At 41.9% G+C, this 21,016-nt stretch carries 10 protein-coding genes, 1 pseudogene and 1 CRISPR repeat array (1 of these 12 cut by a window edge); of the genes and pseudogenes, 7 read left to right on the forward strand and 4 right to left on the reverse strand.

The window, feature by feature from the left end; genetic code table 11:
* Nucleotides 1-591: a CRISPR direct-repeat array (repeat unit 36 nt; unit sequence CTTTCCATAACACTTCCCCTCAACGGGGATGGAAAC) (it extends 438 nt beyond the left edge of the window).
* A 466-nt stretch (nt 592-1,057) separates the two neighbouring features.
* The 4 genes and pseudogenes from RS893_RS11540 (at nt 1,058) to RS893_RS11555 (ending at nt 9,399) form a co-directional block, all read left to right on the forward strand.
* Nucleotides 1,058-3,624, forward strand: a pseudogene (locus RS893_RS11540) (dynamin family protein).
* A gap of 164 nt (nt 3,625-3,788) precedes the next feature.
* Complete coding sequence (locus RS893_RS11545) at nt 3,789-7,205, forward strand: molecular chaperone (protein WP_315791291.1); 3,417 nt, start codon at nt 3,789-3,791, stop codon at nt 7,203-7,205.
* Between the two features lie 143 nt (nt 7,206-7,348).
* Nucleotides 7,349-8,515 carry a hypothetical protein gene (locus tag RS893_RS11550; protein ID WP_315791292.1) on the forward strand — a complete coding sequence of 389 codons (1,167 nt, stop codon included), beginning with the start codon at nt 7,349-7,351 and terminating at the stop codon, nt 8,513-8,515.
* Between the two features lie 716 nt (nt 8,516-9,231).
* Nucleotides 9,232-9,399 carry a hypothetical protein gene (locus RS893_RS11555; protein WP_315791293.1) on the forward strand — a complete coding sequence of 56 codons (168 nt, stop codon included), beginning with the start codon at nt 9,232-9,234 and terminating at the stop codon, nt 9,397-9,399.
* A 290-nt stretch (nt 9,400-9,689) separates the two neighbouring features.
* Here RS893_RS11555 and tnpA read toward each other — a convergent pair whose 3' ends face one another.
* On the reverse strand, nt 9,690-10,091 hold the full coding sequence (gene tnpA / locus RS893_RS11560; protein ID WP_315787365.1) for an IS200/IS605 family transposase: 402 nt from the start codon (nt 10,089-10,091) through the stop codon (nt 9,690-9,692).
* Nucleotides 10,092-10,137: 46 nt separating this feature from the next.
* Here tnpA and RS893_RS11565 point away from each other — a divergent pair, with 46 nt between their 5' ends.
* Both RS893_RS11565 and RS893_RS11570 read left to right on the forward strand, forming a co-directional pair.
* Entirely contained in the window at nt 10,138-11,262 is a 1,125-nt protein-coding gene (locus RS893_RS11565) for a transposase (protein ID WP_315787367.1), read from the forward strand.
* An 84-nt stretch (nt 11,263-11,346) separates the two neighbouring features.
* Nucleotides 11,347-11,904, forward strand: coding sequence for a DUF4333 domain-containing protein (locus tag RS893_RS11570; RefSeq protein ID WP_315791294.1), 558 nt, complete (start codon nt 11,347-11,349; stop codon nt 11,902-11,904).
* A gap of 36 nt (nt 11,905-11,940) precedes the next feature.
* On the opposite strand, the gene RS893_RS11575 is transcribed toward RS893_RS11570, so the two are convergent.
* Both RS893_RS11575 and RS893_RS11580 read right to left on the reverse strand, forming a co-directional pair.
* On the reverse strand, nt 11,941-13,791 hold the full coding sequence (locus RS893_RS11575; RefSeq protein WP_315791295.1) for a cyclase family protein: 1,851 nt from the start codon (nt 13,789-13,791) through the stop codon (nt 11,941-11,943).
* A 350-nt stretch (nt 13,792-14,141) separates the two neighbouring features.
* Complete coding sequence (locus RS893_RS11580) at nt 14,142-18,431, reverse strand: PAS domain S-box protein (RefSeq protein WP_315791296.1); 4,290 nt, start codon at nt 18,429-18,431, stop codon at nt 14,142-14,144.
* A 391-nt stretch (nt 18,432-18,822) separates the two neighbouring features.
* Here RS893_RS11580 and trpD point away from each other — a divergent pair, with 391 nt between their 5' ends.
* On the forward strand, nt 18,823-19,938 hold the full coding sequence (trpD, locus tag RS893_RS11585; protein WP_315791297.1) for an anthranilate phosphoribosyltransferase: 1,116 nt from the start codon (nt 18,823-18,825) through the stop codon (nt 19,936-19,938).
* On the opposite strand, the gene RS893_RS11590 is transcribed toward trpD, so the two are convergent.
* Nucleotides 19,868-20,944: a retropepsin-like aspartic protease gene (locus RS893_RS11590; protein WP_315791298.1), complete on the reverse strand. Its 1,077-nt coding sequence runs from the start codon at nt 20,942-20,944 to the stop codon at nt 19,868-19,870. The genes trpD and RS893_RS11590 overlap by 71 nt on opposite strands.
* Nucleotides 20,945-21,016: the final 72 nt, after the last annotated feature.

Genomic DNA, 21,016 nt, shown 5'->3' on the forward strand with positions numbered 1-21,016 from the left:
TTCCCCTCAACGGGGATGGAAACGTCAGATTACCTTGAGTCAGAGAATGCCCCCAAACTTTCCATAACACTTCCCCTCAACGGGGATGGAAACACAAGTTTCATCGCGGCGGGGTCGGCTACCTGGACTTTCCATAACACTTCCCCTCAACGGGGATGGAAACGAACCTCTTTTGTCAGATCAAATTCCATGATCGGTAACTTTCCATAACACTTCCCCTCAACGGGGATGGAAACCTTCGTACGTCATCCCTTGAATGGTCATCTTGTAGACTTTCCATAACACTTCCCCTCAACGGGGATGGAAACTCTTCGCAGGCTTTCTTGTGATTTGGGTCTACATTTTTCTTTCCATAACACTTCCCCTCAACGGGGATGGAAACTTTCTTTAATCTCTTCCAGTCTTTCGGAAGGACTTTCCATAACACTTCCCCTCAACGGGGATGGAAACACCATAGTTAGTTCCTCCGAACTAAAATAAAAGACTTTCCATAACACTTCCCCTCAACGGGGATGGAAACAAATGCATCGACCGCTGGTGACTTTTTGGAAGAAGCTTTCCATAACACTTCCCCTCAACGGGGACAAAAACTCGCCTGCTACTTAAACTCTGCTACCTGGTGCGCATAACTCTCCATCCCTCTGCGTTCAAAAAGATTACGACTTTACGCAAAACTGTACTAAGACACCAAGCATTTTTAACTCATCATAGGAAAATCTCACAACCAAACATAAAACTTACCTCACCCCGTCCTATCGGACACCCCTCTCCTTAGCAAGGAGGGGTAAGGGGTGAGGTTTTTCATTAGAACTACCTTTATTCAATACAAATTTATGCAAACTTCTACTAAGTTTTGCAATTTGGAAACAATCAGAACAAACAAATTGCTAAACTTCTTTGATTAAAAACCAAGTTATAACTATGGCTATTGCTGTAAATCCAAAATTCACGGCTGTCGTACGTAGTAACAGACGCGATGTTCCTCGCGTCTCTAACTGTACAGACGCGAGGAACATCGCGTCTCTAACTGATAACTGATAACAGCGTGGAAGTTAGTATGAAAAGTGACATGGCGATCGCACAACTGGGCACTATAAAGAATATGGGGAATCTGTTCTACAAAGCCTGGAGTTAGTATCACAAAACCCGCCTCCCCAGGAAAGCTGGTTTCCTGATAGTATCCATGAAAACATTCAAAGGTTAAAAGCATCTGCCCAAAGAGTAGTAGAAATAGCCGCTTCACCTGTGAAAATTGGCATTATGGGTGAATTCAGTAGCGGCAAAACTTTATTAATCGGCAGTCTCATTGGCTACGCTGATGCTTTACCTGTCAGTGAAACCCCCACTACAGGTAACGTCACCGCCATTCACCTGCGTCAACAACCAGACTTACAAACTACCCAAATTGGTAAGTATACCGTTCAGTATCTCTCAGACGAGGGTGTGAAAGAGTGTCTGCGCTTTATGCTACAGGAAGTTGAAGTCCGCGCTAAAGCAGCAGAAGTATCCTTAGAATTGCTGACGAGTCTCAAAAACTTGCACCCCACCATAATCGTGGATAGTAACGGAATTTTGAGATGGTGTGAACAAGCTTGGAATCAGACACAAAGTTTAGAACTGCGATCGCTACTGCGCGAGTTAGTAGTATATATGCGTACCTACAACGCCTACGGTAAATATATTGGCGGTAAAAGCTACGAGATTGATCATTCTACCGCTAAAAAAGGCTTGAGGCTAGCTGATCCACCGATGAATATCTTAGAACTCAGCTTTGATCAACTGCCAGCACCCCCTCAACCTTGGGCAAATTTTACTCAACCATCAGCCGTAGATTTACAGAAAAGCTTCTCTTTGATTCGCCGCATTGATGTTACCGTCGAAGTATCCAAAGCAGTTTGGGATTTATCTGCACTCCAAGGAACAAATGAATTTGTCTTGTTAGACTTTCCCGGTTTGGGTTCAGCCGATTCAGGCGTACGGGATACCTTTTTGTCACTGCGCGAACTCACAGATGTGCAAACAATCCTGTTGCTACTCAACGGGAGATATCCTGGTGGTGCGATCGCTGCCAAAATTCGCACAATGTTGGAACGCGACAAAGGACACGACTTAAGAGATAGAATCATCGTTGGTGTCGGACGCTTCAATCAACTTCCCCTTACCCAGAGTGACGAACGTGTCCTTGATGAACTTGTAGATGAACCATTACTTTCCGAAGCAAATATATTAGAAAGCTTGGGCATTCTCCAACTTACCATAGCCAGTGCCAGCAACTTAACCACAGAGAAAAAAAATATAGTTTTCCTATCCCAACTCCACGGTTTAGCCAAACTTGCCGAACTTTCTTCCCTCATTCAAGTTTCCTCCCCCGAGTTTTTGCCAGAATTAGACATTCCCAACAAACTTTCAGAAGTTGAACTGCGGGAAAAATGGCAACAACTAAGTAAAATGTTACCGCCATCCAGCACCCTGCACAAACAACTGAGTGACTTTGCAGAAGACGGTGGAATTAGTAGATTGCGATCGCTACTCAAAGAACACGTAGCGCAACACGGCTTAAAACAACTCGTCGAAGATACTCAAAGAACCGTCAAAGCTTTGCAAAAAGAACAAGATAACCTCAAAATCCTCCTCGAACAAGTTCCCGCCTATATTCCCGTCGCAGAAAACCCAAAATTTATCCAACTACGCCAAGGTATAGAAAACTTAGTAACAATTTACCGACAATTCCAAGAAGAACTAGAAAAACAACCAATATTAAAAAACCACGACGGAATCGCCGTGAGTGATATTGTCAAAGACGAATTAACTAACAAAATCTTCTTTGAATGGAGTGAATGGACATTACTATTTGATCGCACCAAAAACGGAACAATTTCCCTCACCAAAACCGACAGCTTTTTTGGTGATGAAGAAGTAGAAGACACCATCCCTACCAAAAGCGATGATTTCTACTGTGCCTTCGTCCAAACCATTCAAGAAATGCAAACCTTTGCTCACGATCGCACCACCGAAGCAGTAACCGACTTTTTCAAAAAATTATCCACCGAAGTCGCCGACGAACGCACCACAGTCAATTCTGTCCTGTCACCAGACATCGAACACTACATTCAAGATAACTTTGGCAAAAATCAACTCCGCCTATTTCGTAACCTCTTGCGCGCCGTTGATCCAGCAAACAAATGGCAAAAGTTAATCATTGAACACAGTGGATTAGCTACCAACAATCATGCCATCAATGCCGACGCCTTATTTCCCCTAGCGCGCAAAGATGAAAAACATCCCAACGGACAAATCCTCGACTGGAGTCCCGATAAAAAATATCCTACTCCACCCAGACCATTTAATCATCAAATCGCCGTTTTACGACTGCGCGACGAAATCACTGCCAGCGCTGGTTTACACCTAGTGCAATACGTCAGTCAACTCACCAAACAAGTAAAATTTTCCTTTTCTCGGGCCCTAAAAGAAATAGTAGATAGTCTACAAGAACTATTAAAAACCAAACACGAACCCTTACTGCGATATATTGCCGACACAGACAAAAATAAATCTACATCCGTTCCCCCTTGGTTAGAAACCCTTTCTCAAGTAACAATAATTTCTCATTCAAGTGAATTGTAACCCTTGGGTTTATGGGAAAAAAACGAACCACAAAGAACACAAAGGACACAAAGAAGAAACCCTTCTTCGCGTACTTTGCGTACTTCGCGGTTCGTTAAATAAAATCTCTATACGTGCTGCCTAACTTTCACAACTTATGATTAATTTTCAGGAAATCTATAATAATGCCAATCAAAATAGAACTTTTTAATCGTTATCAATTACGTACTCATCCCAACGATTCATCTTTATTACTATTACCAGCAATTGAAATTAGACCAGTTCCTAATCCTCATTTTCCTCATATTTTCCGCATAAATATATATGTTACTGGTATTCCAGAAGACCTAGCAGCAGCGATGCAATCTGCTTATAAAAGTGTAAACTTTGGTACTAATAAGCTTTTACAGCTTACAACTCCCCAGCGATTAAGGCAAAGTGATTGTCGCTGGAATCAACCATTACCAACAGGTGTCAATTGTAATTTACAAGTCACAATTGAGTATTTTGAATCCGGGGCAACGGGTGATCCTCTTTTATCTATTAGCAAACACATCAGCGCTGAATGCAACATCTGGACTTACCCAATTAAAGAATATTCACTGAAAAATCCACTCATGTCTTTTACAGATTCAGTCATCAACTCATTTAAAAGTACAACACCGCAAACTTTACCAGATGAAGAGTTAAAGTTAGATGTTGAACCAGTCAAGCAAGTCGATCAACAACCAGAAATTACCTATCCCGGTTGGTTTGCGATCGATTTTGGTACGTCTAATTCCACAGTCACACTTTACGACCCGAAAGTGATTGTCACACCCCATAGTTTACCTCACGAACAAGAAGTGAGGTTGCGCGATCGCTTATCGACATGGTTAACTCAACGTCCTGTGGATCAGGTAGCGGGTGTGACTCAAGATGCTTGGACACAGGAATGGCAAAGATTTTTAATTGAAGTGAGTAAGAATGTCCAGGGTGACAATACTATAGATTTACGCAATTTAAATGGAGAGCAATTTTTAGAAGCAATTCGCCAAATTGAAATTGCTTTGAGTAAGCGTTTACCTTGGTTTCGGCGGGCGGCAAGCAAACGTTTAAATCAAATTTATCACGAAGTCTTTCGCGTTCCCCCCCTAGAATGGCAAAGTTTGATTTCAGTAGAGTTAGATAAAGACCGACGTTTGAGTGAAATTGCCAGTGAGTTGGAAGTTATTGGCTTAGAACCGTTTTTACCAACTAACGATCCGCTAAAAGTGAAAGTTAGTTTGGGTGAACAAGCCAAACAACACCGTCTAGATGCAATTAGACAAGGCGAGGGAATTGATAGCAGGTTTTTACATTCACCAAAACGTTATTTTGGACAAGAACGTTCTTTTCAAATTACTCTCAATGGCAAAGAAGATTCTATTCCTGTTAATAAGTTGTTGCAAGCGGCTTATGCTCAATTAATCGAGTTAACCGAAAAATATCGCCAACGTTCCGGCAAGTGTTCCCAAGGGAAATTTTATCGCACCGTGGTCACTTACCCCACGATCGCTTCGCCTTTTGTCCGCCGGGAAATTGAACAATTGGTAAAACAGCTAGATATCGAAGACGTGCAAATGGCTTATGACGAAGCTGTTTCGGTAGCGATATTTTTCCTATGGCGAGAATTTGGCGGCGACTTAAACTTAGGAATTGAATCTTTCAAAACTCGTTGTCGCCGGGATGGGGACAAGTGGTGGCAAAATGTTATGGTATTAGATATTGGTGGTGGAACCACCGACTTAGCCTTAATTCGTCTTTCCCTAGAAGAAATTAATCCTTTTGAACCGGGTGAAGATCGAGGCGACGGTGGACGCTACTATAAACTTACACCCAAACTACTTGGTTCCTCTGGTCATCTGCAACTAGGCGGCGAACTAGTAACCCTACGGCTATTCTTGTTGTTAAAAGCAGCGATCGCCGACTGTTTACTGACTGCCATTGTCGACGAAACCTTACCCAGAGATATCTTAAAAGTCCAACCAGAAGAACTAAGCGATCGCTTCCTGCAAAACGGTAAATTTCAACCAGGTTCTCTGTTAGCTTGTGTCGATAAAGAAGTCCGCGAAGGCGAAGCTTACAAAGAAGCCTTAAACGATGCTGAAAAAGTCCTACCCACCCGGTGGAAAAACGCCCCATCCCGCGCCCAAACATTCTACACTCTTTGGGAACATGCCGAAGCAGCCAAACTCACCCTCGGACAAAAACGCCAAACCCTCGATACGCCTGTATTTGTCCTGGATGGACAAAAAATCTCTGAACTCCTACTACACAACGATATTACCTTACCTACCAGCACGAGCGATCGCCTCAGCGTCACTCTTACCGTCGAACAATTTGAAAAAGCAGTCGCCCCCGTAGTCAAGGAAGCCGTCGGTATCGCCCAAGGATTGATCGAAAACGCCTTTAAAAACCAATCCCTCAACCCCGGTAACTCCCCCGAAACCGTCGATTGGCTAATCCTCTCCGGAAAAACCTGCAACTTAGAAATTGTCGAACGCGAACTATACCGCGTCTTTAGCAAATCCGACTACTTCCTCTGGAACGAAGAACGCGTCACCTTTGAACCAGAATACACTAAACTTGCCACATCCGCCGGCGCTTGCTTCGCCGAAAAACTCCGCCAACTTAGCTTCTCTCCCCAACAAGCCAAAGACCTACTCAAAAAAGGCGCCAACCAACTATATATAGATGTCAAAAACCTGTTTTACTTCCTTCCCTGTTCCTTCGTCCGCGAAGTCATCGGCGGTAGTCCCGATCCCATCTTTCACGCCGGACAAGAATTATATCAACTCCAAGCCACAGATGCGATCGCCAAATATCGCAGTCGTTGGATGGGAATGCAATTAACCAACAACATCAGGCGTCAAGACTTCGAGAACATGAAACTGCAACTTTGGGGTAGCTACAACGGCGACATCCTGATGAAAAAATTAGGCATGAACGAAGAAGACTTCAAAAACCACATTCAAGTCCAATTTGAAATCAATCAAAAACTAGACATAGATTTATTATTATCCCGAGGTAAACCCCATTACCTCATCCCCGTCAATATACCATGTCTCGATGCCGCCCAAGCGATCGGCACACAAACAGTAATTTCCGATCAAGGAGAAATCCTTTGTGACATCGCCGTCAACGTCGCCGAATCAGCCAACGTCTTCAAAACCGATGCTCACACACTACTATTTTCCAGCAATCAAAACCAAGACTTACAAACCTTCCGCTACAACGAAAGCGACACCCAAATCCAAGGACTAGGCTTAATCGCAGAATTACCCCCCTTTCCCGCCAGTGGCAAACACACATTTTACTTCCAATTTCGTCACCCAGAATCCAACAAATGGGAACTGATCGGCGAACTTCCCCAACCAGAAATCCAATCCGAATATCCTTGTAAATATTACGTCTCCCTCAACAAACAAGGTATCCTGCGCATCCACGCCTTTGAAGTACCCTACTGGACATCAACCAATCCCGAATGTCTGAAAATAGAGGGATGTGTTTATCGAGATTCCCTCCAAGCCCAGTCTAACAACGTCGAAACAGAACGCGATCCATTTTGCGGATTGCATTGAGAAAGCAAACACCGATGCACACTCATGGAACACAGATGAATTATCGGTGTGCATCCGTGTTCCATGAGTGTTCGTTCCCTCAAAATAAATGGGCTATTTTCAACAGACAGTTGTTACCCAAGTTTTGAAATCATGGAGAGAACATGCAGCACCTCAGCAAATTATTAGAAATAGAGGATTCACAATTAGCTTGGGTACTGCGGTTAGGTTTATATGGACTGCGGACTCAATTACAACAAGCACTCAAACAAGCAACAACAGATCCCGGTAACAGTACTTGTCAGGAACTTGTACGCGAACTAGATCAACTTCTGCAACCACAAATAAGTAAGAAAGTAGAAGAACTTACCCCCCCCACTCCCCCCACTCCCCCCACTCCCCCTACCTGGGAAGAGGTATTTGAACCAATTCACTTGGAATTACCAGAGGAACAGAAACTTAAACATATTGCTGATGCATTGTTGGCTGATCAAGAATTGTTGCAACATATTGGTGCATACAAGTTTCACAGCAACAATGATGTTGATTTGTGGAATGAAATTCAATGCTTGCTGCTACGGGTTCCAGAAAAACTTGCCCATACTTGGCGCGAGTGTATTTTAGCAGAAGCGAGTCAGTTAGGCGCTTTGGAAGATAAGCTGGCTGTGCAACAGTTTGGTTTTAGCCGCAATGAACATATTTACTCTGGTTTGCAGGGGAGTGTTTATGCAACTGGCTTGTGTCTATCAGATCAGGTTGATTTTGATTCCCGGTTGCAAGTAGAAACAAGAGGTGGGGAATTACATGTGCTAGCGGGGATTGTATCTGTTTGTCTAAAATTTATCGATATAGATACGTATTTACACCATGCTTACAAAAGCGTGGATCGTTTTGGTGTTAGGTCTTTAAATTCCGAATCTGAAAAGTCTAAGTATATAACAGCACTTATCGACCGTTTTCAACGTGTCCTTAACACTACCGATGCAGACCCAGCGATCGCACTCCGTACCAGACTAGATTTAGATGAGGCGATTCATTCTTTGGTATATTTGCCACCATGCGATCGCTTTTCTTGGTGGGGAAAACTCCAACAAGAAGCAAGGCGCACTCTTGATAGTATAGTGGCAAAAGCGCGGGATGCTGGTTATCAAGTGCAAATACGACCATTGTGGGGAACCTACGCCGATATCTACACTTGGTCAAAAGACGATTTACAACTAAATATTGGTGGTGTACCAGGAGAAGTATCCGCCTGTCTCCGGGTGTGTGCCAAAATTAACGATGAGGTAATTCCAGGGCGTGTTCTATTCCGTTCTTCACTGGAAGTATAAGGTTAAGTATTGTACTTGCAACTAGGGTGTTCTACTCTGAATTTTTATTCTGTAAATTTTTCAGATAGCTTGTCAATACAACAATACTAAACACACCCAGTATTGTACCAATAGGAATATTGATCAAATTTAGGGATGCTGCAACCCAGTTGATAGTCGAAGGCTTTGAACGCCAGTAATTGTAACCAGAAAAGAGGTTAGTAATTGCATATAAAGCCATAAATAGCAGCATAAAGATACTAAAAAACAGAATCCAACTGTCACAGGATTTACCTATAAAAGGTTCTTGAATACACATTGAAGATCGTAGAGTTTGCCATAAACGGTCTCGCGCAGAGACATAAGCTAACAAGATTGCTAGAAAATAAAAGCTCCAAACTCCACCCCATATGTAATGTAAGATGCTCAATAATTTCCGATATTTCATAAAATTTTTAGTTTTTTATTAAGTTTGAATTTGTTTATACCTCATCTCCAGAAGATATTTAATTAACTTTTGTACCGGCTTATTAAAATCTTTGTCTTCCTTGTTACCACATGTATCAGAATTATAGTGAAACTGGATAAGGGCATTGAAATATGATGCGTTCATGCTTCACAAAATTGTATTTATAATTGCAATTTCAAGTTTACCGACTGTATTTAATTGGACTGATAGCTTGGTCAATCTATGCCAGCTTTAAAGGGATGTTTTTAATCCTTTAAAATAAAAACTCATGCCGGTTAAGGTTGAGGTTGTAGTCAAAGTCGGCAATATTTTTGTTAAAGTCCGCGTCTTAGTAAAAGAAGGCATTGGCGTTAGAGTCAAAGTTAAAGTTATAGTCAAAGACAAGCCCAAAATTGAGCGCCATGCGGAGTCTAATAAGGGTGAAGCATCTGAGTGATATTCACGCTTTAGTGGCGGCTAATATACCCCTACCAATCACCAACCACTAACTACTAACCAATTTTAATTATCTCCCCTAGTTCTCCCCGATTGCTCGCTAATGTGATGAGTACAAATCAAAAAAACTCATTTTTATTTATTAGTTTGCACAACTATACACAACTTACATGAACTGGAGGTAATTAAAATGACTCAACGCCAATACAAACAAGGTTGGAACTTACGAATCGTGATGCGTAAAGCCGCCTTTTTCTAAAGGGCGGATATAAGCGAACATGATGAATTTATTCATCCGTGAAGGGGGTCATTAATATACTCTAAAACCTTCTGAGTACTAATCTTTCCAGTCGTGTCAAACATATAAGAATGTGTCCATAAGCTAGGTAATCTCAATAATTCTGGAAATTCTTTTCTTAGTAGTCTTGATGACCTTCCTTTAAAAGCTTTAACTATTTGAGATATTGAGTGGTGCGGATCATATTCAACTAGTAGATGTATATGATCCGGCGCAACTTCTAATGCTTTGATAATCCACTTCTTGTCATTAGCAACAGACTGGAATACTTCAATGCATCGAAGTTTTAAGTTTTCGTTATTAGCGAATACACGAGCGCGTCTGCATGGTATCCAGATTAAATGGACAGTAGCTAATCCAACAGCATGATTGTAATGATTATAAACAGTTTTCATGTAGATGAGTATTGATTATCTACACCACTGATGATATCATAATCACATGAAAACCCTGAAGTTTAAACTGTATCAGCACAAAAGAAATAGATTCCTCAAGCGCATGATTAACGCGAGTGGGATAATCTACAATCATTGTATTGCCCTACACAAACGCTACTATCGAATGTGGGGCAAACACTTAAGCTGTGCAAAACTTCAATCTCATATTGCCAAACTGCGGAAATGTAATCCATTTTGGCAAACAGTAGGTTCTCAATCAGTACAAGATATTTGTCAACGCATTGAGAAAGCCTACCAATTATTTTTTAAACACAACAAAAAAGGAGTTAGACCGCCAGGATTTAAAAAAGTTAAGAAATACAAATCATTCACTCTTAAACAATCTGGATACAAGTTTTTAGGTGGAAATCGAGTCAAGATTGGGAACAAAGTTTATCAATTTTGGAAGTCGAGAGAGATAGAGGGAACAGTCAAAACCTTAACCATAAAACGCACTCCTTTAGGCGAGCTATTTATGATTATAGTTGTTGATGATTGTTCTAATTCAAAAATCAAGTTTGCGACTGGTAGAATAGCGGGATTTGATTTTGGATTAAAAACATTCCTCACTTGCTCGGACGGAACAAAAATTGAGTCTCCCCAATTTTTAAAACAATCATTAAATGCCATTAGGAAAGCTAGCCGACAGCATTCTAAAAAACTCAAAGGTTCATCAAACAGAGAGCGATTTAGAAAAAATCTAGTTCGCAAATATGAGGATATTTCTCATCGTAGACGTGATTGGTTTTGGAAACTCGCTCATAAATTAACAGATAATTTTGATGTGCTTTGTTTTGAAACCTTAAATCTTAAAGGAATGCAACGTCTTTGGGGTAGGAAAATATCAGACTTGGCGAGGCGTGAATTTCTGCAAATTCTAGAATGGATTGCTAAGAAGAAGCATAAACAAGTAGTGTTTGTAGATCAATGGTATCCATCCACAAAAACTTGTTCTAGCTGTGGACACATTTTAGAAAAATTGGATTTGTCGATTAGACGCTGGCGTTGTCCTTCATGTCAATCTGAAAATGATAGAGATGAAAACGCCAGTCTTAATATTAAAAGAGTCGGGAGTTCGACTCTAGGCGTAGGAGATGTTAGACAGTCTCAGACTGCAATCTCTGTTTGATGCCTGAATCCCCCGTTTTCAAAACGGGGGAGTGGCTCAAAAAAGTTCAGTTTTAGGTGTTTACTTGGCATTGCTTTAACTAGCATGATGGTGGGATGTTCTTTTGAATTTCACACGCAAGCAGGCGAAAGTGAATCTGGAACTCAGACAGCTAGTAATACTAGCAATGTCGAAAATCAGCAAACAAGTTCATCAGCTACAAAGTCCAAATTAACCAAGAAAGTAGAAACAGCTGTTAAAGAACAGCTAGGTGAAGTTATTGGTGTTCCTATTGAATCAGTTTCCTGTCCTAACCAAGTGCACTTAGAAGTTGGACAGCCTTTCGATTGCAACACAGTTGCAGAAAATAAAGAATTTATTACGAGAGTTAATCCTAGTGATAATGATGGCTCGTTAAAATTTAATACAAGAAAAGTATTGGTTCTCCCAGTGCTTGAGCAAACTATTGAAACTGGTTTTAAAGATCAGGTAGGTGTTGAGGTTAGTGCTAGCTGTGGAGAAGGAAAACTGCGTACATTTGAGCAACTAGGCGAAACCTTTGATTGTCAGGTAACTGATACCAAAGGTGAGACTGCGATCGCTGAAGTTACAGTCAAGGATGATACAGGGAACGTCAACTGGGAAGTTAAAAAAACATTGTAAACCTGAAAGAATTTGATGGTGTTTTCTGCACTTGAACTAAATCAACGCCATCACCCCAGCAGGGGAACCGGAACCATCCCGTAATCTCAAAATTCCAATTACAAGGGTTGCACCCTTAGGTGGTAGTTGATCTAAATTGGTGAGATTTTCTAAGACGATACGCGCTTTTGCTAATACAAGACTGTTGGTTGTAAAATTAGTGTCTTGTCCAGAGTCTACGCCATGAGTGTCAATTCCAACCCCGGCAATGTGACGTTCATTCAATAGAAACTCAGTTGCATCGCTGCCAAATCCAGGAAAATGCATGTTTCCTTGAGTATCCTGATTCATGAAGGCAGTGCGATCGCACCATTTTTCTTGCCAACCTGTGTACAATAACACCAAATCTCCAGGCGAAATTTCTCCGTATTGCTTCTCCCACAACAGAATATCAGCAACACTCAGGCTATAGTCTGGGTTAATTACTACTTGTTGTTGCATGTTAATTACTACCGCAGGTACAACTAGTGATTCTGCGGTGTATTGATCAATGCCAGCACCAGAATTATAAAAACTTTTTGGGGCATTAATATGAGTGGCACTGTGTTCACCCAAACAGAAACGTCGGAGATTATACCCATCTTTTTCTATTTCTGCGACAGTCTCAAACTCCACCGCAGGATCACCCTGCCATTGAGGAATATTGCTATCTATAACATGACTCAGATGGATGACTCGCGAATAGGTAATAGTTTTTGCTGGAGAACACAAAAAAGAATTATCTCCCCCTTGTCCTCCACCTCCCCATCTCCTACTCAACCTCTCCAGCGTCGCCTCCATCACGGCGCTTGTCTGTCCAGTTACAGTAAATACTAGTGCTTCTCTATAAACACGTTGTGCAGGGTGATGTAAATAATTAGCAGCACCACTAGAAACAGTGACGGCTGCGTGAGCAATGCGTGTTGCTAAATCAATTGCCCAAGCTCTTAGTTGTAGTTTTTCTGACAATTTTGCATGAGTATTTTTCTGTAGGCGACGAATGGCAACGCGACAGTAGTTTAGTTCTTGTTGAAAAGCTGTCAAAGCATTAGCGATCGCAGGCAATGATTTTGTTTGTAAGGCAGATTCTATAATATCTAAACCAGCGAAAGCGCAACCTGTAGTTAAGAATGTGGCACGAAGGACGTTATTTTTATCGTTTTCATAAATCCATCCGACTGGTTTAATGGAAACTACGCGCTCTTGAGGTAGAAAGTAGCTATTTAAGTTGGCTGTGACAGTATTGGTTGATGTCATTGCTGCTAGTTCAGCAGGGGAAGTAAACGTAATCTTGCTTGTTGAATTTTGGTAGGTATCTTGAAAAGGAACGACACCAAAAACAGCACACCCATCGGGAAGCTTAGCAGCCACAATAAAATCATCAAACATTCCCCATCCAGTTACCCAAGGCACAACTCCATCTAATTGATATCCTCCTGGGACGAGTTTAGCGATCGTTAGCGGTTCACCTCCCCGGCGTAATTGCGAAAAGCCGACGCCGACTAAAAGTTCACCTTTACCTACACGCGGTAAATACTCCTGCTTCAGAACAGAGTTACTACTAGCAACTAACATTGCAGCAGCGCTTTGGTGTTGAGTTTGCAAAAAAGCTAAAGCACCAGAGTACCGTGCTACCAGTTCTTGAAAGTTACTAAAAGTTTCTTCACTAACTTCTTTTCCACCCCAATTGTAGGGAACACGTAACGCCAGCAAGCCTAAATCTCTAAGTCCTTGCAGTGCCTGCACCAGCGTATCCGGGTTGCTGTCTATCTCGTTAGCTTTGACTGCAACTGAGTTGAGCAAGTAGGAATGGGCTATTTCTAAAACAGAATGATTTTCCTTAGGTGACACTTGGCGATCGCAATCCATCAGCTTTCGCTAGCTTAGCAAAAATTAGGGACAAGGAGGACAATAAACACCGATCACCGATCCCCAATTCCAAAAAAGAATCCCCCCAAATCCTGTAAGTCACAGGTTTTAGAGGGTTCAAATGTTGCAGCAAAAAGTGAATTAGTAATAGGTTAGCAGCCTCCAAGTTAATTTTTGACTAAGCTTTAATTAAATTTACGTAAAATACTGCAACTATTTACGCAGAATATAAATTATACAAGGAAAAATATATTACTTAATCACCTGTAATAATTACTATAATTTCAATTGAGTAGAATTTTACTATTAAGCCCAAAACTTTATTTCTAAGCTGAATGTATCACGTTTATTTAAGATTGTGGCTGCTGCTGAGGAATAGCAACAATGAACTCACTACCTTGACCTGGTGCTGAAATACACTTAATTTTTCCTTGATGCTTTTCCACAATAATTTTGTAGCTAATTGACAAGCCCATACCCGTACCTTTACCTACGGGTTTAGTCGTGAAGAAGGGATCAAATAGTTTTTGCCGTACTTCTTCCGTCATTCCTGTTCCGTTATCGGCTATACAAACTAACACCAAATCATCTTTAATTTCGGTGCGGATACGAATTTGAGGTTTAGTCAAGTGTCCATTGTCCATAGTCAATTGTTGAGAGTCTTTGACTACTGGCTCTTCTAAAGCATCGATCGCATTTGCCAACAAATTCATAAACACTTGATTGAGCTGTCCTGGATAACAATCTACCAATGGTAGGTTGGAGTATTCCTTAATAACCTGAATTTCTGGATGATCCGGTTTTGCTTTCAGGCGATGTTGTAACAACAGCAAAGTACTGTCAATACCTTCATGGATGTCAACCGCTTTCATCTCTGCTTCATCCAAGCGGGAGAAATTACGTAAAGACAGAACAATCTGACGAATGCGATCAGTACCAATCTTCATTGAAGCCAACAATTTAGGCAAATCTTGACACAGAAACTCTAGATCGATCGCTTCGATTTCCTCTTCAATTTCTACTACTGGTTGAGGATAGTGCTGCTGGTAAAGTTCCACTAAATGCAGCAAGTCTTGGGCATAGGTACTAGCGTGAGTGATGTTTCCGTGAATAAAGTTCACCGGGTTATTTATTTCATGGGCAATACCAGCAACCAACTGCCCCAAACTCGACATTTTTTCAGTTTGGACTAACTGTGCTTGGGTTGCTTGTAGTTCCTGTAAAGTTTCTTCTAATTGTTGCGCTTTTTCTTGGGCAGTTTGAGCGGCAATCCGGCTTTGTTTGTAGAGTTCTGCTTGATCAATTGCTATGGCAATTTGATCTGTAACTGCCAGCAATAATTCTACTTCATTATCTAGCCAAGTTCGACGACTAGTAAAGTGGTTGCAAGATAAACTACCAATTTCACCAGATTGAGTATGGACTGGTAGAACCAGCGAGGCTTTTAAGCCCACACTCACAAAAAACTGTCGCGATACAGGATCTGAGATTGCTTCAACATCATCAAATCTGATGATTGCTTTTTGCAATACTTTTTCGGCGATTGGCCCTACTTCTTGTGTCGTTGATCGCAAATTTAGCAAACTTGGTATAGCAGGATTTCTCGCTTCTTGAACATTTTCCCAGTAGGGTGGTTGGGCTTCAGAACGATACCAAGTGAAAATACACATATCAAGCTGTAATAAATTACGAACTTCTGTAACCGCATTTTCCAGAATTTGATTAATATCCAAAGAAGCCCGAATCTGACTAGCAAGACGATTCAGCAGTGCTTCTTTGGACGCTACTTCGCGAAACTGGCGCTCAGATTGCCACAGTGCGTCTTCTGTACGCTGGCGTTGAAGTTCTGCTGTGGCACGGGCTGCAAAAATACTCAGAATTGCTTTAGCGCGTTCCTCTGCTAGTAGCGGCTTTGTATCAAAAACAGCAATGTGACCGATCGCTACTCCAGAGGAATCGAGAAATGCTGCTCCCAAGTAGCTTTCTGCCTGCATAGCCACTAAGTCTTGGTTGAGAGGAAAAACTTGCTGTAATCCATAGGGATAGTAAGCAATACCCTCTTGAATTGCAATTTCACAAGGAGTATGAGCTAAATCAAACTCAAAATTTTCTTTGAGGTTGTCGTCTATCCAGAATGCTAAAACTCGGGCTTTAGTATATTCTGTACCAATTTTTTCCGCTACCATCGCATAGCGAACCCCTAAAGCAGCTGCTAAATGGCGCACAAGAACAGGAAAAAATTCTTCACCCGTGACAGAAGCTGTACCAGCAACAAGTGCTTGCAAAGCTGCTTCGGCTTTTTTGCGATCGCTAATCTCACGGACAATAGCTAAAATTTCATCTTCACCGCTTGGTACTATCCGTGCTTCATAGTCGTGTAGTTCTCCTTCTATTGGCAACTGATACTCAAATATTTGGATACTGCGCTGAGTGAGAGCTTGTTCGGTATAGTACCTCGCCTGCTGTGCCAAGTTGGGAGGTAAGAGATCATCAATGGATTTACCGATGATTTCACTAGCAGGTGCTGCTAATTTTGTATCTTTTGCCGCTACGTAATCGAGATAAATGCCTTCTCTGTTGGAGCGAAACATTAAATCTGGAATGGCGTTGAGCATCGCGCTATTTCTAGCCTCGCTTCTTTGCAAAGCTTCTTCGGCACGTTTACGATCAGTAATATCTGTAAGCATCCCTAAAGTGCCAACATACTGCCCAGCAGCATCACGGATCGGATTAGTGGCAATCATTGTCCACAATTCAGAACCGTCCTTGCGGCAGAATTTAAAATCGTGTTGTTCAGCAATGCCTTGCTGACGACGTTCTAATTGTTGAGTGGCGATCGCTTGTCCTTGTGCATCCATAAAGGCAAACAAAGGCATTCCGATCATTTCCTCTGCTGTGTACCCAAGCATTTGGGCCATTTTCGGATTGACAAAACTCGTCTTACCCTCTGTGTCCAGTATCCATATACCTTCTGCTGCTGTCTCAATTAAGCGGCGATATTGGGCTTCGCTTTCACGTAAGGCTGCTTCAGCACTTTTACGTTCTGTGATCTCACGGGCTATGCCAATTACGCCGATAATGTTACCTTGAGCATCCCGCCAAGGACTTTTGGTTGATAAATAAATGTGTACAATCCCGTTACTAGGTATATATTCTTCGATCGTTTCAGAAATACCAGTGTTAGTGATTCTGTTGTCTGCTTCTCGGAAGCTAGAGGCAATATCTACTGGAAAGAAGTCAGTATCTTTCTTACTAATGATTTCCTTAATTGGTTTTTTTACAAAATTTGCAAAACTAGAGTTAACCATCACATGGTGTCCCTCTAAATCTTTGGCAAAAATTAGATCCGAAGTACTATCAATCACAGAATATAAAAGACTATAGCTGGCTTGCAAAGCTTTTTCTGCCTGTCTGTGATCGCTAATATCAGTATGGATACCAATTAAACCGATAATTTTGCCATTGGTGTTTTTGATAGCATCAGCACGGAGGTCGATTTGGATTAAATTCCCACTGCGATTTTTCATCGTCAGCACACCACTCCAAGATTGACCTGTTTGAATCGTGGTGAAAACAGTTTCTGCTTCTGTGACATTGACATAGACAGCGCTAGGTCCTCCAACAGCTTGCATATCCTCAACACTGTACCCAAATAAATCAATAAAAGCTTGGTTGTGATAAATCGGTTTACCTGTGATATCAGCAATTGCGATCGCATCGCTAGTACTCTCGATGGCTTTACTGATGCGGATTAATTGTGCTGTTCGTTCTTCAACGCGAGTTTCTAGCTGTTGTTTGGCTTCTTCCACAGCCAGTTCTGCTAGTTTACGCTCGGTAATGTCTAAGAGTGTACCCATCATCCGGGTTACTTGCCCAGTATGATCCCGTAAAACATCTCCTTTACCTCTGAGCCAACGCACACTACCATCTTGCCACACCCGAAAATCAGTATCATAACTGGTTTTTGAGTGTAAAGTACTCCGAATTGCCCGACTGACAATAGAGCGATCGCTCTTGTAAACATGCTTGAGAAAAGCTTTGTAGTTTGTAGGTGTATAATTGGGAGTCCAGCCCAAAATCTGCTCTACTTGCTCAGAGCAACTAACCTGCTTGGTTTTAAAATTCCAATCCCAAACTCCTATTTCTGCTGCATCTAATGCTAGCCGCAGTCTAGTTTCACTCTCGATCAAAGAATACTTTTTTACTTTTACATCAGTAATATCTACACAATAGCCTATGTAACCAGCAAAACACCCATTTGCTGTAAATCGTGACGTGACTGTATCTAAAATCCAGCGATATTCCCCATCTACACGGCGTAGGCGATACTGTCTATTAAACTTTTTGTGTCTCTTCAAAGCTGAAATATACTGCTCCTGACACTGCTGTCTATCTTCAGGATGTACCCCTGCCAACCAACCTAACCCTACTTCTACTAAGTGCGATCGACCAGTAAATTCTAACCAAGCAGGGTTGAAATAAGTACAAACTGCGTCGCACCCAGCCATCCAAATCATTACAGGCGCTGTATCTGCCAGTACGCACAGAGGTTCTTCAACTCCTGGCATCGCTGTTACTAACACCCTATCTTCTGCGCTTTTGCTGTGAGCAATGTCATCTTGCAGCTTTTCAGGGAACATTTTTACCTACCTGTAGGGATCGGGGATTGAGGAATAGGTTTTTATGCCCTTGTTGTGGGCGAAAAGCCCGTGTGTGTCTAGCTAATCAGCCTACCCTGGAATTTTTGTAATTTATTTAACTGTATGATTGCCATAGTAAATCTACGGTAATTCTAGTAGTTAAGTAAGGAAATTGACAGCAAAACAATCTAGGTTGGAACAATCAACAACTAACCAGTTATCAGTTATCAGTTCTCAGGTAATTCCCAAAATGATAACTGTACCCTACGAGAAGCCTATGAGCGCGTCTACACTGTCCACTGTTAACTGATATTCCAACTACTAACTAATAAGTACCTTTTCAAGTTAATTTGATTTATGGCGACTTAATTTTGATTAAATAAATTTGTATATGAACCATTCGTCGCAGCCTGTACAAGAATCTTCTGCGATTTGGTCTAACCTACTCCAACAACTACTAGAACGTCAGTCTTTGTCTCGCACTCAAGCAGAAAAATTGATGCAAGGATGGCTAAGTCAAGCTATTCCCCCGGAATTATCGGGAGCTATTTTAGCTGCACTACATTGTAAAGGTGTATCTGCTGAAGAACTAGCAGGCATGGCTGGAGTATTGCAAGCTCAGTCTCTAACAGGACAAACCAGACAAGGAGGACAAGGAAGTAATCTTTCTTCGTTATCTCCTCACACTCTCCCCACCCCCCCATCTCCCCTGATCGACACCTGCGGTACTGGAGGAGATGGAGCATCAACATTTAATATTTCTACAGCAGTTGCCTTTGTTGCTGCTGCTAGTGGTATACCTGTTGCGAAACATGGTAATCGTTCAGCTTCAAGTCGTGTTGGTAGTGCGGATGTATTAGAAGCTTTGGGTATAAATCTTAGCTGTGATAGCCAGAAGGTAGAAGCAGCACTTAAAGAAGTAGGAATCACTTTTTTATTTGCTCCTGGTTGGCATCCAGCCCTTAAGGCGGTTGCTTCGTTGCGGCGGAGTCTCAAGGTACGGACAGTATTCAATTTACTCGGGCCGTTGGTCAATCCTTTACGTCCCACAGGGCAGGTAATTGGTGTATTTGATCCTAAATTATTGGCAACAATTGCTCAAGCCTTACAGCAACTGGGTACGCAAAAAGCGATCGTGTTGCACGGACGAGAAAAATTAGATGAAGCAGGTTTGGGCGATGTTACTGATTTGGCTGTGCTTTCAAAACAAGAAGTAACATTAACTACAATCGATCCCATTAAACTAGGTATAAACACTGCTCCTATAACAGCGCTCGTAGGTGGCAATGTCGAAGAGAATGCCGAAATCCTTAAAGCAGTGTTGCAAGGCAAAGGAACACAGGCACAACAGGATGTAGTGGCGCTAAATGCGGCGTTAGCACTGCAAGTAGGTGAGGCAGTACCACTATTGGATCACGCTCAAGGCGTGCAGTTGGCTAGGGATATTCTTCAGAGCGGTGCGGCTTGGACGAAGTTGGAACAGTTAGTCCAGTTTCTGGAGGATTGAGTTGCCCAGAGTAGGACGGTGGACGAAATTCTACAACATCACGCTTGATTGTGATCTCGTAGTCACCAAAAAAATCGTGTCCTAAAAGCCCTGTTTCTAGTTCTGTGCCAGCGATCGCTACTGGAATTTTGTTGACTGTTACTCCACCAACTTCAATTGAATTTACGTAACCAACGGGAAATTCCACCGCTTTCGCACTAGCAGTATTTGCTTTAGCTTTGCCAAAAGGCACTATCCCCAGGGCATTTGCCATACCCTGGGTAATGACTGTACCACTTGCTCCCGTATCCAAAATCATCTCAAATTGCTGATTGCCATTAAAAGTGACATCAATAATGGGTGTACCCCCTATTCGTCGCTTAATCGGGGCAACAAACACCACAGTTTCGTTACGCTGTTGTGTAGTAGGTGCTGCAAATACCTGTTGTTGGTTGTTGATTGTTGGTTGTTCGGTTTTTGTTACAATTGCTGGTTTGGTAGAAGGTTGCGGAACCACAAGTACTATTTTAGAAGGTTGTGCTTTTGCAGCTTGTACCTGTGTTACTACTTGTGGCGGTGGTTCCTTGCGAGCGTAAGCTTGCTGTTGGGCGTATTTGATGCGGCGTTGATATTGAACGATGTTGTCTTGAGCGCTGGGAAAGTAGGGACTTTGCCGATCTACTTGCTTCATCAACGCGATCGCATCTTGATACTGAGTGACTACTAAATTCCAATCTTCTGTTGATTGAGCAGATTGAGTGATCGCATCAGCACTAGCTGCTTTATCTAGTCCTAATTCAAAAGTACTAGGTTGAATTTCAGAAGCTTGGTATTGTTGTGGTTGTGGACTTATTGTTGGTAATGGTGTGTTTTCACCAGAAGCGATCGCACTCTTTTGTGTTGCCTTTGATTGTGACTGCTCATGATCCACAACAGCCTGTTTGTCTTCACGACAGGCTATAGCAAAAATTGCCAGTGTGGTGGAAAGAAATATTAGCGTAGCTTGAGATAAAAAAGACTGAAGCATAATTGTTTAGAACGCATACCTTCCCCTACACCCACGATACTTTGGAATAGTGCTTATAACCAGTTGAAAAAA

Source organism: Fischerella sp. JS2 (genome assembly GCF_032393985.1).
In the GTDB taxonomy this organism is placed as follows: Bacteria; Cyanobacteriota; Cyanobacteriia; order Cyanobacteriales; family Nostocaceae; genus Fischerella.